Consider the following 14,440-nt stretch of genomic DNA (forward strand, 5'->3'; position numbering starts at 1 on the left):
AACTACAAAAGTATTGGAAAACGCTTTATTTTTTATGTTATGTACTTATAAAGTTATAAAATACTTTAAGGAATTAATTTTGAAGGAATGTTAAGTTTACCGTCATGAGCGCCTTTAGCAAAATTACTAATGTTGTAAACGTTTTGTTGAGACCAATCGCACTCAACTCTACCGTCTCCTAAAACGATGTTTCCCAACTTATTTCTAAACCAATTAGCTAATTTTTTATATTTTTTATCTGCTGCAACATTTTTTCTTTCTAGCGGATCATTTCTTAAATCATATAAAGCCAATTCAGCTTCTTCAACGGGGCACTCTAAGGCCCATTTTACATTTTTGTTTGGCACTAATTTTTTCCAATTAGTTGGTCTGGTTTTCATAGAAAACGCAAAATCTTTAGATCTCAAATATGCTCTATGCCCCACAATAACATTAGTTTCACCAACAATATAATCGCGTTTTTGCGCTGTTCCATTAATATTCTTAAACAAGTTTACACCGTCAATGTAATCATATTCTTTTGAGCTAATTGGAATACCTGCAGAGGCTAAAATAGTAGCAGGTGCATCTACATATTCTATTAAATCTTCATTTATTATGCCTTCGGGCACTTTATTTTTATTTGAAGATACTACTATCATGGCGCCGTGAGTAGATTGTTTCCAACCGGTAAATTTAGCTTCAATACCTTGTTCACCTAAATGCCAACCGTGGTCTCCAACAACAAAAACAATAACATAGTCTTGGTTGTTTTTTTGGCAGTAATTTTTGAAAGCTTCAACAGATTCGCCAATTAAGGCATCACCATATGCACAAAAGGCATAATAATCTTGAATGGCTTGTTGTTTTTCTTTTGGCGTCATGTTGGTAAAGTTTAAAACATCATACAGTTTAGCTAACTGCGGTGTAAAAGTTGCTTTTTCTGCAGCATCAAATTCTGGTATTTTGTAGTGCTTTGTTTTAAATTTATCTCTAAAAGATTTTGGTGGTAGTACGGGTGTGTGTGGTAAATGAAACCCTAAATAGGTCATTAAAGGTTTGCTACTATTTACACCTTTTTTAGTTTTACCGTAGGTGTTTGTAAATGTGGTGTTTTGGTTTTCAAGAAACAGTTTAAATTCTTCAACAATTTTCCCATCAATGGTTTGTCCTGCTGGCATAGGGTTTTCTCCTCCAATTATTAAATCTTTATTTCCTGCACGGGTATAGGAGCGAAGAATTTCGTATTTCTCCTCCATTTTTTTTCTTAAAGCTTTATCTTTTTCACTTACAACTGCCTTACCTTTTCTGGCCTTGAATAAGTATTTTACAACTTTGCCATTGGGGGTTTTTACGCGTTCTTCGGTACCAATGTTATTCCATGCAGAACCTTCGGCGTAAGCTGGTTGATTCCAATAATCGCCTACATTATTTTTTTGTAAATCGTGTTTAAAACTTACTTTATAATCGTAATGTCCAGGGTCTTTAAAAGTTTGTTTACCCTCCCAATCAAAAATATAAGCGCCTTCTTTTCCAAAAGATGTAGAGGTGTAACCATTTTTTCTTAAAGTTTGTGGTATTGAAGGTTTTACAAAATCTGGTTCTTGGTGTGTTTGTTCAAATTGATAGTGACCGTTTCTAAACGGGTAGCGCCCACTTAGCATTGAGCCCCTTGATGGCCCGCAAACAGGAGAATTGGTAAATGCATTTACAAAAAGCACACCTTCTTTTGCTAACTTGTTTATGTTTGGTGAAGATACATACCCAAGAGCACTTTCGTTTTTACCTGTGGTGGCTTGGTTGTAGCATTCTAATGCATCAGCTCTATGGTCATCAGTAATAATCCAAAGAATATTAGGTTTGTTTTGAGAGGCTATAATTTGTGCGTACCCAAATAGCAAAATAGCTGCAAGTATTAATTTTTTCATAGTTTAGTAAGTTTCAAACTAAAATATTAGTTTTTTGCTTTTTTGAAAGAAATAAAAGTTTGTATTTGTAGCATGTATATAATATGTATATATAAAATAGATTGAAATAAAAAAAGCAGCCTTTAAAGGCTGCTTTTCACGTTCATTTTTAAGAACAAAACTAATCGGTTACATAATCAGGATTTTGAACGAGTTCAGGGTTTTTGTTTAGGGCATCTTGCGGTAATGGCCATTTGTAATGTTTTGGCAAAAACACGCGTTGGGAAACAGGATCGCCATCAAAACCATTTAAAACTTGTTCGGCAAGTTCCCATCTTTTTAAATCGAAGTAGCGCGAATTTTCTAAAGGAAATTCTACCCTACGTTCATTACGCACTTTGTCACGTAATGTTACCTGATCTAATGCTGTTAACGCAGGATAGTTTGCTGTATCGGTATAATCTACACCGTAAGCTCTGGCTCTTACCATGTTAATAGCATCAAGAACAGATTGATCTATATCATTGGCTTCAATTTTAGCTTCAGCATACATTAGTAACACATCGGCGTATCTTAAATGGATAAAATCTGTACCGTCATTTAAAGGTTGAGATAAGGTGTTAATGGTTGTTGGGTTTATTCCTTTTATGAATGTATAACCGGTTACCGATTTAATTTCAACTAAAGGATTCCAATTACCTTCAAAAATAGTAGCGTTTAAACGCGGATCTCTATTTTCCATTGGTGCGTTAGGATCATACAATGGTGAAGCGGTAATTGGAAGTCCATCAGTACACTCATAAGCATTTACTAAATTTATTGTTGGGTGAATGTTACCCCAGAAACCAATCATAATTTGAGAAGACCATAGGGCGCTTTCTCCTGGAGTATTTGCCATTTTTATTGAGAAAATGATTTCTGGGTTATCTGTTTGGCCTGCATCTAAAAACAAATCATTATAGTTAGAAGACAAACTATAGTTACCATTATCTATTACTGCTTTTGCGGCAACAGCGGCGTTTGTGTAATCTTTTGTGTAAAGTAATACTTTGGCTTTTAATGCTAAGGCAGCTTCTTTTTTAACATGCCCATCATAGGTTGCAGCTGGTAAATAATCTATAGCAGTGTTTAAATCGTTTAAAATTTGATTAAATACTTCGCTTTGCGAACTTTTTGCTGTGAATTGATTTTCAACAGTACTAGCTTCGGTTCTAATAGGCACATCACCGTAGGTTACGGCTAAGTAGTAATAAAAATAAGCACGAATAAATAGGGCTTCTCCTTTCCATTGATTAATTAAATTTTCACTTGCCGAAACATTATCAATCTTACTTAAAAACTCATTACAACCGTTAATACCAACGTAGCTAACACCGTAAAGTGCTTTTATGGCGCGTTGAGCTTGCCCATCAGGGTTTAAAACACCCGTTAAAATATCTCTAAAACCGTTATCTCTAGCACCGTAAGCATTGTCGGTTAATTCATCCCAGCCTTGTTGTATTTGTGGGCCACCATTCCATTTACTTAGGGTTAGTGTAGAGTAAAAGTTTGTTTGTAAATTACTGTAAACACCAGTTAATGCCATTTGAGCATCGGCTTCGGTTTCCCAAAAAGTGCCACTAGAAATAGCGTCACCTGGTTGTTTGTCTAAAAATTCCTCGCTACAGCCTGTAAAAGCTACTATAAATGAAAGGAATAGTATTTTATATATATATTTTGTATTCATTTTTTTAACTGTTTAACGGGTTATAAAGAGAGTTTAATACCAAAAGTGTATGACTTAGATATTGGATACGTGTAAGAGGTTAGTATCTCAGGATCTATGTTAAATAAATTATCGCCAGTTATGGTTAAAAGGTTGTCTCCTGAAAAATAAAGTTTGGCACTACTAACTTTTAGTTTTTCTGTTATTTTACTTGGGAATGAATATGTAAATGTTACATTTTTCATTCTAAAATATGAAGTATTCATTAACCAAAACGAGTTAAAATATTCGCCAGCACCATATGTACTTAAAGACTCATTATAAACGGCAGGTAAACTTGCGTTCATATTATCTGGTGTCCAAGAATCTGTAAGCCAAACTTTAGGTGCGTTACCATCTTGATTAAAAGGCTCTACACCATGTGTTGAGCGGTAAGTTTTTTGTCCTGCAACACCTTGCCAAAATGTACTTAGCTCAAAGTTTTTATACGATAGTGAAATGTTTGCACCGTATAACAAATCTGGGTGTTGCCCATCTATATGAATACGGTCATTTTGGTCAACAACATTATCTTCATCTGGGTTTTGGTTTTTAAGACGAATACCTCCTAAATAAGGAGCTAAAGGTTGTGTTGGTGCATTGTCTATATCTTCTTGGGTGTTGAAAAAACCATCGGCTTCCCACATGTAAAAATCGTTAAAGGCGTAACCTTCTTCGTTAATAGTAGTATTTCCAATTTCTGGTGCCCCGTATTTTACTAATTCATTTTTATACCATGAGAAGTTAGTACTTATTTTATAGCTAAAATCGCCTAACGTTTTTTGGTGCCCTAACACAATATCCCAACCAGTGTTTTTCATTTCACCTTGGTTTACTTGTGGCCCACCAGCACCAGATTCTACAGATACTTGTAACTGACGTAAAATATCTGAAGTTACTTTTTCATAATAATCTATATTGGCAAAAAACGAACCGCTTTTTGATGTAAAATCAAGACCAATATCTGTAATAGTTGTGGTTTCCCAAGTAATATCGGCATTGGTGAAATTTTCTAAAACAACACCTGATGAAATACTAGAACCAAAAGGATAGCCGTGAGAACCTGATGCTCTTGTAGTTAGGTAATTTCCAGCATCATAGTTACCAAATGCATAACGCGATTGGTATGGGTAGTCATTGCTACCATCATTACCAAGTTGCCCCCAGGAAGCACGTAGTTTTAGTTGCCTAATAAAATCTACATTTTCCATAAAACTTTCTTGGTCTATACGCCAACCAACAGAAAACGATGGGAAAACACCAACTCTATTACCTTCGGCAAACCTACTACTAATATCTGTACGCAGGTTAGCTTCAAAAAGGTATTTATCATTAAAAGCGTAGTTTAAACGAGAAAATCCACTTCTAATACTACTCTCGGTGGTTGAGCCTGATGTAAGTTGATTTGAAGTTCCGGCACCATCAAGCTCTGTAAGGCTTCGGCTAGCCACACCAAAACGTGTAGAGTTGGTCCATTCTCTGCGTCTAGATTCTTGACTATAGCCTAACATGAATTTTAAATCATGCGTTTCATCTATAAGCTTGTTGTAAGTTAGTGTTGAATAAAAGGTTGTTACTTTTGAAAACTGATTACCAACATCTATTTTTGAAGCATCACGTGTTGTACGAATGTATTCACCTGTTCTATAATTATACTCATCTTGTGTTAAAACTTGATTTTTTGAACGTAGGTAATCAAACTTATAAGCTCCTTTAGCATCAAAGACAAGGCCGTCTAGAATTTTTATACTTGTAAAAATGTTTCCATTAAAATTGTATTTCTCATCACTTGGTCCGTTTTGGCCATATAGTTTTACAAGCGGATTTTCTCTGGTAAAACCTTCATCAAAAACAAGGCCGTCAGGATCATTAGTAGAACCAGAAAAGGCTTTACCTGCAAAATGTCCTGTACCATCAAGCGTGTAAGGCCCCCAAGTTGGGCGCACCCACCATGTTTGTAGTAGCGGGCTACCAAAATCATCATTAGGACCTTTTCTTTCAGATGTTAAGCCCATAAATGTTCCGCCAACATCAATATTTTCTTTAATTTTTGTTTTAAAGTTGAAAAAGAAATTATACTTATCAAAGTTAGAGTTCTCAATCATACCATCTTGTTTCCAACTACTAAGTGATAGGTTGTAAGTGGTTTTTCCTGTGGTACCATTAATACCAATTGTGTTTCTTTGAACACTACCCGTACGGAGTACAAGGTCTGTCCAGTCTGTATTAGGGTATAACGGATTATTAGGGTTGTTGCGGTAGGCATTAATAACTTCATCTGGGTAACTACCCGTTGCTGAGCCTGCAGAGTTTACTAAACCACGGTTATATAAGGTCATATAATCTGCAGAATTGGTTATCATCTTGGGTAACATAGTTGGGTTACTCAATTGGTAACTGCCATCATAAGTGATAGATATGGCATCTTTTCCACCTGTTTTTGTTTGTACTAAAATTACACCGTTTGCAGCTTTTAAACCGTAAATAGCGGCCGAAGATGCATCTTTTAAAACATTAACAGATTCTATAACACTAGGGTCTAAATCTTCAATATTACCTTCAACGCCATCAATTAAAACAAGTGGAGCGTTGCTACTTCCAAAAGAGTTTAAACCACGAATATTAATATTTAAGCCTTCGCCACCAGGAATACCGTTTGATTGTGAAATTAATAGACCGGGAACTTGCCCCTGTAAAGCTTGTGTTGCGTTTTGTACGGGCCTATTTTCAATAGATTCATTAGAAACCATAGAAACAGCACCGGTTAAATTAGCTCTTTTTTGAACACCGTAACCTACAACTACAACTTCATCTAAACTAGCGGCGTTTTCTTCTAAAACCACAGTAAGTGTAGTTTTACCGTTTAAAGGAATTTCTTGTGTTGTGAAACCTATGTATGAAATTACAATTATTGAATTGGATGATGCTACATCTAAAGTAAAATTACCATCAAAATCTGTTTGAGCACCATTTGTGGTGTCTTTTTCAAGTACAGAGGCTCCAGGTAGCGGTGTGCCATTAACATCTGTAATTACACCTGTTACGGTAAATTTTTGTGGTTTTTTTGGTGTGTTTAGTTGTTGTTTAGTGTCAATTTTTTTGGCTTTAATAATAACTTGCCTGTCTGCAATTTTATAATCTAAACCTATATTATTTAATGATTGGTTTAAAATATCGGTTATTAAAGCATCTTTTAGGTTTAGTGATATTCTGGCATTTTTGTCTATAACATCATCTTTATAAAAAAAGATATATTCACTTTTGTTTTGAATTTCTTTAAAAAGTTCTTCAATGCTAACGTTTTTAACATTGATATTTATTTTTACTTGAGAATAGGATGAATTTGCATAAACAGAGCTTAAGCCGAATATTATAAAACATATAAAAACTCTCATAATAGTGTATAGGACGTTATGTAACGCCTTTTTGAAACCTTTTTGAGGTCTCATAAAGATTTTATTCATAATTTAGTTCTTCTATTTAGTTTGTAATTTTATTGTACTGCAATATTATTGCAACTTAACCACCAGAAGGTGTTGGCGCATCTTCTGGTTTTTTTCTAAAAAGGTGTTTTTGTCATATAGTTTAATGTATTTTATTGGTTAGTATTAAGTTATTGTTGGTAATTTTATATTTTAAATTTTCAGCAGTTCCTGCCTCAATAATGGTTTCAATTACTTTTTCTACACTATCTTTTAAATCTAAATGCCCTGAAAAGGTTTGATTTTTAATCTGTTCATTGTCAATTATAATAGGAATATTATAATACCTAGATAGCTTTTTGGTTATGTAGTTAAGTTTGCTGTTATCTAATATTAGCACGCCATCTTTCCAAGAAAAATAATGATTTGTATTTACTTTTTTTGCAGTAACCAACCTTGTAGCTTTGTTAATATTAGCCATTTGCCCAGGTTTTATAACTATTTTTTTCTTTTGGTTTAAAATAGTATTGTGCTTTTCTGGGTAGGAAACCTGTACGCTACCACTTTTTAACACCACAAAATTATTAGTGTCATCGCTGTAATTGCTTACGTTAAAAACGGTTCCTAAGACTTCAATTTCTTGGTTGTCTGTCATCATTACAAAAGGTTTTTTAGCGTTATGAGCTATATCAAAAGCAGCTTCACCTTCAACTAGATAAACTACACGTTTGTTTTCTTTTGAAAAATTAACAGGATATACAAATTTTGATCCTGAATTTAACCAAACTTTACTACCATCGGCCAATGTTAAAAACGATCTTTTTCCGTAAGGTACCACAAGAGTATTGTATTTAACGGTGTTTTGGTTATTGGTTTCTTGGGTTAAAGTTTTGGTGTTGCCAATGTTAACTTTTGAACCTGATGTTGAGTAAGAAATAGTTGTGTTTTCGCCATCAATTTTGATGTTTTTATCTTTGGCTATAATGAGTTTTACATCGTTTGAATTTTCTAAAGATTTTACATCAGCAGATTTTACAAATTTTGAAATTTCAGAGGTTTCGTTTTGTAGTTTTAAGTAAGCACCAACACCTAAAGCTATTACTATAACTGCAGCAGCACTAGTTGAAATGTATTTTAAACGTCTTTTTACTTTCAATTTTTTAATTGAAGAAAAAATAGACTTTTTTAAAAGCTCTTTTTCTAAATCTGTTGCAGAATTATTTTCAAACTTTTTATTTGAATGTTGGCTCATTTTAATACGTTAAATAAGTTTTTATAAGTAGAAATTAACGCTTCCTAATAGATAAAGCATCAACCTTTTGTTCTATAGACAAAATTTTTATAATTTTTTTAAAAAAATTGTAACCAAGAGAATATTATTAAAGTAGCAGGGTGTTTTCTTAGGGTTTTAATGGCTCTGTAAATGTTGGTTCTTGCAGATGAAACCGATACGTTTAACATTGCAGCAATGTCTTCGTATGATAGGCCTTCTTCAAACCTTAGTTTTAAACCTTCACGTTGTTTTTCGGTAAGCTTATTTAGCAATGTATTTAATTTAATTACTTTTTGTTGGTAAATTTCTTTTTCAACTAAATAATCTTCAACAGGTTTGGTATAATTTTTTTTATGAAGTATAGTGGTGTTTAATTCGCTTTTATCAAAGCAAATTTCTTTAACCTTATATTTTTTATTGATTTTACGTTTTAAAGCGGTAAAAAGGTAGAACTTAACATTATTAGTATCTCCTAATTTATTTTTGTATTTGTATAGGTCTACAAAAAGATCATGAATACAATCCATGGTGTAGCTTTTGTCTCCAGAAATTTTAATACCGTAAGAAATTAATGAATCTACATGTAAATCATAAAGAGCACCCAAAGCCGAAGTGTTACCTTGCCTTATTTGAGACCAGAGGGTTTGTTCTTTAGTATTGGTTTTGTTTGTAATCTCCATTAACAGCTTAATTTAGTAGCTTTCGCCAAAATATTTAAGGTTTTTAAATAGAATTTAGAAACCAGAAATGTGCTTTTTTTAAAAGGTTTGTTGTGTTGTTAAAGAGGGGTGTTGGGTACTAATTTATAATAAAAAATTAAATATTATTAATTGTGAAGAATTAATTATTAACGTGCCACTTTTTGTAATTTGATAAAATTAAGGTTGAAAAAAGCAAAAAAACATGAATTTAAAAAGATATTTTTCACTAATTATGAATTAGTGTGTTATGGTAATTAGTTGTTTTTGAAATGTTTGCTTTACTATATTTTTTTGTTGAACAGTTGTTTTAATAACATTAGATAACTATACAAAAAATGTATACATTTGTGAAAATTAAAAATGGGGATGTAGCTCAGTTGGCTAGAGTGCTTGACTGGCAGTCAAGAGGTCACGGGTTCGAATCCCGTCTTCTCCACAAACTCAAAAAGCTTCTGGTTTAGGGAGCTTTTTTTATTTTAGTTTAATTAGTGATTTACTTAATGCTAACAAATCTGGTTTTATAAACTCTGGTGTTTTTGCTAAAGGATACAGTTGTTGCCCTGGCCTGCTAATAAAAGCAGCTCTCCAATTTGCCCAAAGTGCTCCGGCTACATCCCAGCCATGGGCTGCAATTAGCATGCTTTCTGTTGGTTTTACACCTATTTTTTTTGAAGCCCAAGTGTAAGCATCTGTAAATGGCTTAAATTTTTTAATACCTTCAACACTTAATACATCATCAAAATATAATGATAAATTGGCGTTTTCAAACTGATTTTTAACACCTTCTGCTGATGAGTTTGTAAAGGCCACAAGCTTATAATTATTATTTTTTAAAGCTGTTAGTGCTGGTTTTACATCAGTATGCGTGTGTAATGATTGTAGGGCATTAGTAACTGTTTTTTTTGCATCAAATTCAGAAATTGAAATGTCATTATTTGATGCTATCATTTGTAGTGTTGCTGCGCCAATATCAACAAAAGAAAAATATTGACCACTTGCACTAGTAACCAATGAATACTGTAGCATAGTAGTAAACCAAATGGACAGCAATTCTTGGTTGCCTCCTAATTTATTAGCAATAATTGGTTTAATGCTTGTTAAATCTAAAAGTGTTTCATTTACATCAAAAAATAAAACTTTTGGTCTTACTGTCATGGTTTTTTCTTTTTATTATAGTAAAATAAAACGGCTAAAGCAATACTAATGTAATTACATTTTACAACTTATTGTATCTATTACTTAAATAGTTTACATGAAAATATTTTTAGTTTAAAAAAAACACTAGGCAATTTTGCCTAGTGTTTATAGATAATATTTTAATTATTTTTTGCTCCATGCAAATTTTTGAAAAGGAGCATCTACTGCTGTTTCAGCAATATGATTTGTATAGTTACTAATTACTTTTTGAGCAAGCCCCAAAATAATTTCTAGAAGTTGTTTGTCGGTATAACCAACTGCAAAGAATTTTTCTTTTTCTTCATTTGAAATATAACCTCTATTTTGGGTTAATGCTAAAGTTGTTTCATGTAAAACTTGTAGCTTTTCAGTAGGTAAAGTTGTTTGATTTCTTAAAGCCTCAATAATGGCATCATCAACTTTCATCGCTTTTGCAATTGCTGTATGTGCAGGCACACAATAATGGCAAGCGTGCTCAACGTTTATAGTTTGCCATACCACTGTTAATTCATCGTTGTTAAATGATGTGTTTGTAAACAATTCATGTAAATTTTGGTACGCCTCTAATAATTCCGGAGACTCAGCTAAAACACCATGTAAATTAGGCACATAGCCATATGCATTTTGAGATTTTTCTAATAAACTTTTACTTTTTTCAGGTGCAGTTTCAATAGTGTGAATTGTTAATGTTTCTACGTTACTTGTTGTACTCATGATTTTAAATTTATGTTACATAACTAAACGATTGTTTAGTTTCAGGTTAAAAAAAATGTTTTATATGTTTTTAAATGTTAATTCAATATAATCGGCTATTTCTTTATTGCTATTCACTCTGGTGGCTGCGGCTAAACCGTGTTTTGCCAATACAAGAAAGTTGGCTTGTTTTATTATGGTGTCTTCGTCTTTTGTTGCATCTGTTTTTAGTTTTTCAATAAACATAGCTTTTAAATTATCCATAAACTGAAGTACATCAGTTTTAATAACGTCATCATCAATAAACGAAAATTCATTGTAGGTATTTGTAATTAAACAGCCTTTAACGTTTCCATCTTCATAGCACACATCAACAGAATCATAAAAAAAATCTTTTATAGCTTCAACGCCTTTGGTTGAGGTTTTTAATTTATCGAAAATATTTTTTCTCTTCTTTTTATAATTGTTTAGTGTTTGCTGAAATAAGCCGTGTTTACTACCAAAACTAGAATAAATAGAAAACTTATTAATGCCCATTTCATTTTCTAGCATTTGCATAGATGTATTTTCATAACCATTACGCCAAAATAAACGCATTGCTTTTTCTAATACTTCTTGCTCATTATATTGTTTTCTTCTAGCCATTGTTATTTAAATACACTACAAAACTAAACGATTGGTTAGAAATGAAAAAACTTTTAACATCATTTTTGCATTTAAGTTACATTTAAAATGATTTTACAACCCAAAAAGTCTTGGTAACCACATTGATATTTCAGGAATATATGTAATTAGCATAAGAACTATTATCATTATAAATAAAAAAGGCAATAGCGGTTTTACCACCTGAGACACCGAAACTTTTGCAATACCACTACCCACAAATAAAATAGTACCAACGGGTGGTGTACATAAACCAATACAAAGGTTAAGCACTAATACAATACCAAAATGTACAGGATCCATACCCAAAGCCATCACCACAGGTAAGAAAATTGGTGTGAATATAAGTACAGCAGGTGTCATATCCATAAACGTTCCAATAACAAGTAGTGTAAGGTTTATAACTAAAAAAATGGCAAACTTACTACTAAATTGTTCTAACAGAAAATTACTCATTAACGCAGGTATGCCTTCAAAAGAAAATAACCAACTCATAGCCATAGATGTACAAATTAAAAACATGACTACAGCTGTTGTTTTGGCACTGTTTAATAGAATGTTTGGAAAACTTTTTACTGTAATATCTTTATAAATTAGTGCTAGTACAGCGGCATAAAGTACCGCAATTACAGATGCCTCTGTAGCAGTAAAAACACCTGCAACAATACCGCCAACTACTATAACAAGCATAAGTAAGCTAAAAAATGCTTTTGTAAAATGGCTCCAAACTTCTTTTAAGCTTGCTCTTTGTCCTCTAATAAATTTTCGTTTTACAGCCACAAAAACAATGTAACCAATAATGGCCAAACCAAGCAAAATACCGGGTAAATAGCCCGCAATAAATAATGCGGCAACAGATGCTGCACCACCACTAGCTAAAGCATAAACAATTAAAATATTACTAGGTGGAATTAATAAACCTGTTGTTGAAGATGTAATATTAACCGAAGCACTAAAAGCTCTTGGGTAGCCTTCTTCTTCCATTCTATCTGTCATAATACTACCAATTGCCGATGTTGCAGCTACAGCAGAACCCGAAATTGCTCCAAACAACATGGAAGCCAAAACATTAACATATGCTAATCCTCCCGGAAGACTAGCCACTAAGGATTTTGCAAAATTAATAAGCCTATTGGCTATACCACCTTGTTTCATTATTTCGCCAGCTAAAACAAAAAACGGAATGGCCAAAAGTGCAAAACTATCAATACCCGTTGTCATGCGTTGGGCAATGGTTGTTATACCTGGCATTTTATCAATGTTTAACAGTAAACTTAATGTTGTAGAAATACCAATACTATACGCCACCGGAACTTTTAATAGTAACAGAAAAAAGAAACTAGCAAACAATACAATAATACTTATTACTTCAATGCTCATAGCTTATAGTTTTATTTGATTTTTTGAAATTTTTGAAATGTGATATACCGAAAACCACATAATTAATAGTCCGCTAAACGGTAAAATGGCATAAATATAGCCTAAAGGAATACGAAGTGTTCCTGATAATTGCCCTAGATGTAAAGTAGTATAAACAAGGTTGAAGCCACCAATAACCATTACAATTAGTGCAAACATAAAAATTAGAAATTCAATAGCTATGGCAGCTTTCTTTTTATTACTATCTGAAAATTTTTGATAGAGAAAATCCATAGACAAATGCTCTCTTTTGGCATTTAAATAGGCGGCTCCAAGAATAGACATCCATATAAGCGAAAATCTGGCAAGTTCTTCGGTCCAAGTGAAAGACCCTTTTAATACGTATCTTGAAAACACTTGAAATAATACATCAAATACTAAAAGCGCAAAAATAATTATTAAGAAAACTTCCATAAACCTAACCACGCGATCAAATAGTGTTTTTTTAGTTTTCATATGTTTAGTTAGATTTTATCTTGTTAACAATATCGGCCAATTCTGGGTGTTCTTTTTGAAACGTTTCTAAAACAGATTTAGATTGTTCTGAAAACAATGATTTTTCAGGAATTATAATTTCAACACCAGCATCTTTGGCTATTTTCATACTTTCTTCAACAGAAGCTTTCCAGAATTGTTTTTGTGCCTGCGCAGATTCATTGGCTGCATCTTGTACCCAGGTTTTTTCTTCTTCAGATAATTTTTCCCATTGTTTTGTGCCAATTAAAAGTACATCTGGTACTGCAGAATGTTCATCTAATGTATAATACTTACTAATTTCATAATGGTTTGATGACACAAATGAAGGCGGATTATTTTCTGCACCATCAACCACACCTTGTTGTATTGCGGTGTATAACTCGCCATAAGCCATAGGTGTTGCAGACCCACCTAAGGCATTTACCATATTTATGGCCATTTGGTTGTTCATAACCCTAATTTTTAAGCCTTTTAAATCTTGAGGTGTTCTAATTGCTTTGTTAGCTGTGTAAAAACTGCGGCTACCAGCATCATAATAACATAAACCACGTAACCAAAATTGTTCGCCTTTTTGTAAAACAGCTTTACCAATGGGGCCTTCTAAAGTTTCAAACATATGCTGTTTGTCTTTAAACAAATACGGAATACCAAACACATGGTAATCTGGTACAAAGTTAGACATGGTGGCGGCGCTTACTTTTGTAATTGCTACACTGCCAATTTGAAGTAATTCAACTACTTCACGCTCTGAACCTAATTGCCCATCGGGAAAAATTTTAATAGTTAAACTACCTTTAGATTTTTTTGCTAATGCTTGTTGAAACGCCACAATACCCTTGTGAACTGGGTGAGTTTGTGGCAAAGTATGCGCCAAGTAAAGCACCTTTTTGTCTGCATTTTGATTACATGACATGAAACCTAAAGACAACAATAGTACTAAAAAGAACTTGTAGTTCATGTTTTATGTTAGTTTAAGTGGTTATCAC

At 33.0% G+C, this 14,440-nt stretch carries 11 protein-coding genes and 1 tRNA gene; 1 reads left to right on the forward strand and 11 read right to left on the reverse strand.

Annotated elements, in window-relative coordinates:
* Nucleotides 1–65: 65 nt before the first annotated feature.
* The 5 genes from ACYX4H_RS05965 to ACYX4H_RS05985 all read right to left on the reverse strand — a co-directional run bounded on the left by ACYX4H_RS05965 (nucleotide 66) and on the right by ACYX4H_RS05985 (nucleotide 9,005).
* A complete protein-coding gene (locus ACYX4H_RS05965; RefSeq protein WP_476238305.1) occupies nucleotides 66–1,907 on the reverse strand; it encodes a sulfatase-like hydrolase/transferase in 1,842 nt (613 codons plus the stop codon).
* A gap of 160 nt (nucleotides 1,908–2,067) precedes the next feature.
* Nucleotides 2,068–3,612 carry a RagB/SusD family nutrient uptake outer membrane protein gene (locus ACYX4H_RS05970; RefSeq protein ID WP_476238306.1) on the reverse strand — a complete coding sequence of 515 codons (1,545 nt, stop codon included), beginning with the start codon at nucleotides 3,610–3,612 and terminating at the stop codon, nucleotides 2,068–2,070.
* Between the two features lie 20 nt (nucleotides 3,613–3,632).
* Nucleotides 3,633–7,025 carry a TonB-dependent receptor gene (locus ACYX4H_RS05975; protein WP_476238308.1) on the reverse strand — a complete coding sequence of 1,131 codons (3,393 nt, stop codon included), beginning with the start codon at nucleotides 7,023–7,025 and terminating at the stop codon, nucleotides 3,633–3,635.
* 190 nt (nucleotides 7,026–7,215) lie between these two features.
* On the reverse strand, nucleotides 7,216–8,304 hold the full coding sequence (locus ACYX4H_RS05980) for a FecR family protein (protein ID WP_476238309.1): 1,089 nt from the start codon (nucleotides 8,302–8,304) through the stop codon (nucleotides 7,216–7,218).
* Nucleotides 8,305–8,402: 98 nt separating this feature from the next.
* Entirely contained in the window at nucleotides 8,403–9,005 is a 603-nt protein-coding gene (locus ACYX4H_RS05985; protein WP_476238310.1) for an RNA polymerase sigma factor, read from the reverse strand.
* A 383-nt stretch (nucleotides 9,006–9,388) separates the two neighbouring features.
* Here ACYX4H_RS05985 and ACYX4H_RS05990 point away from each other — a divergent pair.
* Nucleotides 9,389–9,462 (forward strand) — tRNA-Ala (locus tag ACYX4H_RS05990).
* 35 nt (nucleotides 9,463–9,497) lie between these two features.
* On the opposite strand, the gene ACYX4H_RS05995 is transcribed toward ACYX4H_RS05990, so the two are convergent.
* From ACYX4H_RS05995 to ACYX4H_RS06020, 6 genes are all read right to left on the reverse strand, one after another.
* On the reverse strand, nucleotides 9,498–10,181 hold the full coding sequence (locus ACYX4H_RS05995; protein WP_476238311.1) for a haloacid dehalogenase type II: 684 nt from the start codon (nucleotides 10,179–10,181) through the stop codon (nucleotides 9,498–9,500).
* A gap of 165 nt (nucleotides 10,182–10,346) precedes the next feature.
* Entirely contained in the window at nucleotides 10,347–10,916 is a 570-nt protein-coding gene (locus ACYX4H_RS06000; protein ID WP_476238312.1) for a carboxymuconolactone decarboxylase family protein, read from the reverse strand.
* A 60-nt stretch (nucleotides 10,917–10,976) separates the two neighbouring features.
* Nucleotides 10,977–11,540 (reverse strand): TetR/AcrR family transcriptional regulator, encoded by a 564-nt coding sequence (locus tag ACYX4H_RS06005; protein ID WP_476238313.1) that lies wholly within the window; start codon nucleotides 11,538–11,540, stop codon nucleotides 10,977–10,979.
* A 93-nt stretch (nucleotides 11,541–11,633) separates the two neighbouring features.
* Nucleotides 11,634–12,938, reverse strand: coding sequence for a TRAP transporter large permease (locus ACYX4H_RS06010; protein WP_476238314.1), 1,305 nt, complete (start codon nucleotides 12,936–12,938; stop codon nucleotides 11,634–11,636).
* Between the two features lie 3 nt (nucleotides 12,939–12,941).
* On the reverse strand, nucleotides 12,942–13,433 hold the full coding sequence (locus ACYX4H_RS06015) for a TRAP transporter small permease (protein ID WP_475294940.1): 492 nt from the start codon (nucleotides 13,431–13,433) through the stop codon (nucleotides 12,942–12,944).
* Nucleotides 13,434–13,437: 4 nt separating this feature from the next.
* Nucleotides 13,438–14,412, reverse strand: coding sequence for a TRAP transporter substrate-binding protein (locus tag ACYX4H_RS06020; protein ID WP_476238315.1), 975 nt, complete (start codon nucleotides 14,410–14,412; stop codon nucleotides 13,438–13,440).
* Nucleotides 14,413–14,440: the final 28 nt, after the last annotated feature.

The sequence above is a fragment of the Seonamhaeicola sp. ABD4_340 genome, from assembly GCF_056312135.1.

Bases quoted from the DNA above. Each gene is read 5' to 3' on its own strand.
- ACYX4H_RS05995 (WP_476238311.1), bottom strand. From the start codon at position 10,181: ATGACAGTAAGACCAAAAGTTTTATTTTTTGATGTAAATGAAACACTT.
- ACYX4H_RS05985 (WP_476238310.1), bottom strand. From the start codon at position 9,005: ATGGAGATTACAAACAAAACCAATACTAAAGAACAAACCCTCTGGTCT.
- ACYX4H_RS05970 (WP_476238306.1), bottom strand. From the start codon at position 3,612: ATGAATACAAAATATATATATAAAATACTATTCCTTTCATTTATAGTA.
- ACYX4H_RS05965 (WP_476238305.1), bottom strand. From the start codon at position 1,907: ATGAAAAAATTAATACTTGCAGCTATTTTGCTATTTGGGTACGCACAA.
- ACYX4H_RS06000 (WP_476238312.1), bottom strand. From the start codon at position 10,916: ATGAGTACAACAAGTAACGTAGAAACATTAACAATTCACACTATTGAA.
- ACYX4H_RS06005 (WP_476238313.1), bottom strand. From the start codon at position 11,540: ATGGCTAGAAGAAAACAATATAATGAGCAAGAAGTATTAGAAAAAGCA.
- ACYX4H_RS05975 (WP_476238308.1), bottom strand. From the start codon at position 7,025: ATGAGAGTTTTTATATGTTTTATAATATTCGGCTTAAGCTCTGTTTAT.
- ACYX4H_RS06020 (WP_476238315.1), bottom strand. From the start codon at position 14,412: ATGAACTACAAGTTCTTTTTAGTACTATTGTTGTCTTTAGGTTTCATG.
- ACYX4H_RS05980 (WP_476238309.1), bottom strand. From the start codon at position 8,304: ATGAGCCAACATTCAAATAAAAAGTTTGAAAATAATTCTGCAACAGAT.
- ACYX4H_RS06015 (WP_475294940.1), bottom strand. From the start codon at position 13,433: ATGAAAACTAAAAAAACACTATTTGATCGCGTGGTTAGGTTTATGGAA.
- ACYX4H_RS06010 (WP_476238314.1), bottom strand. From the start codon at position 12,938: ATGAGCATTGAAGTAATAAGTATTATTGTATTGTTTGCTAGTTTCTTT.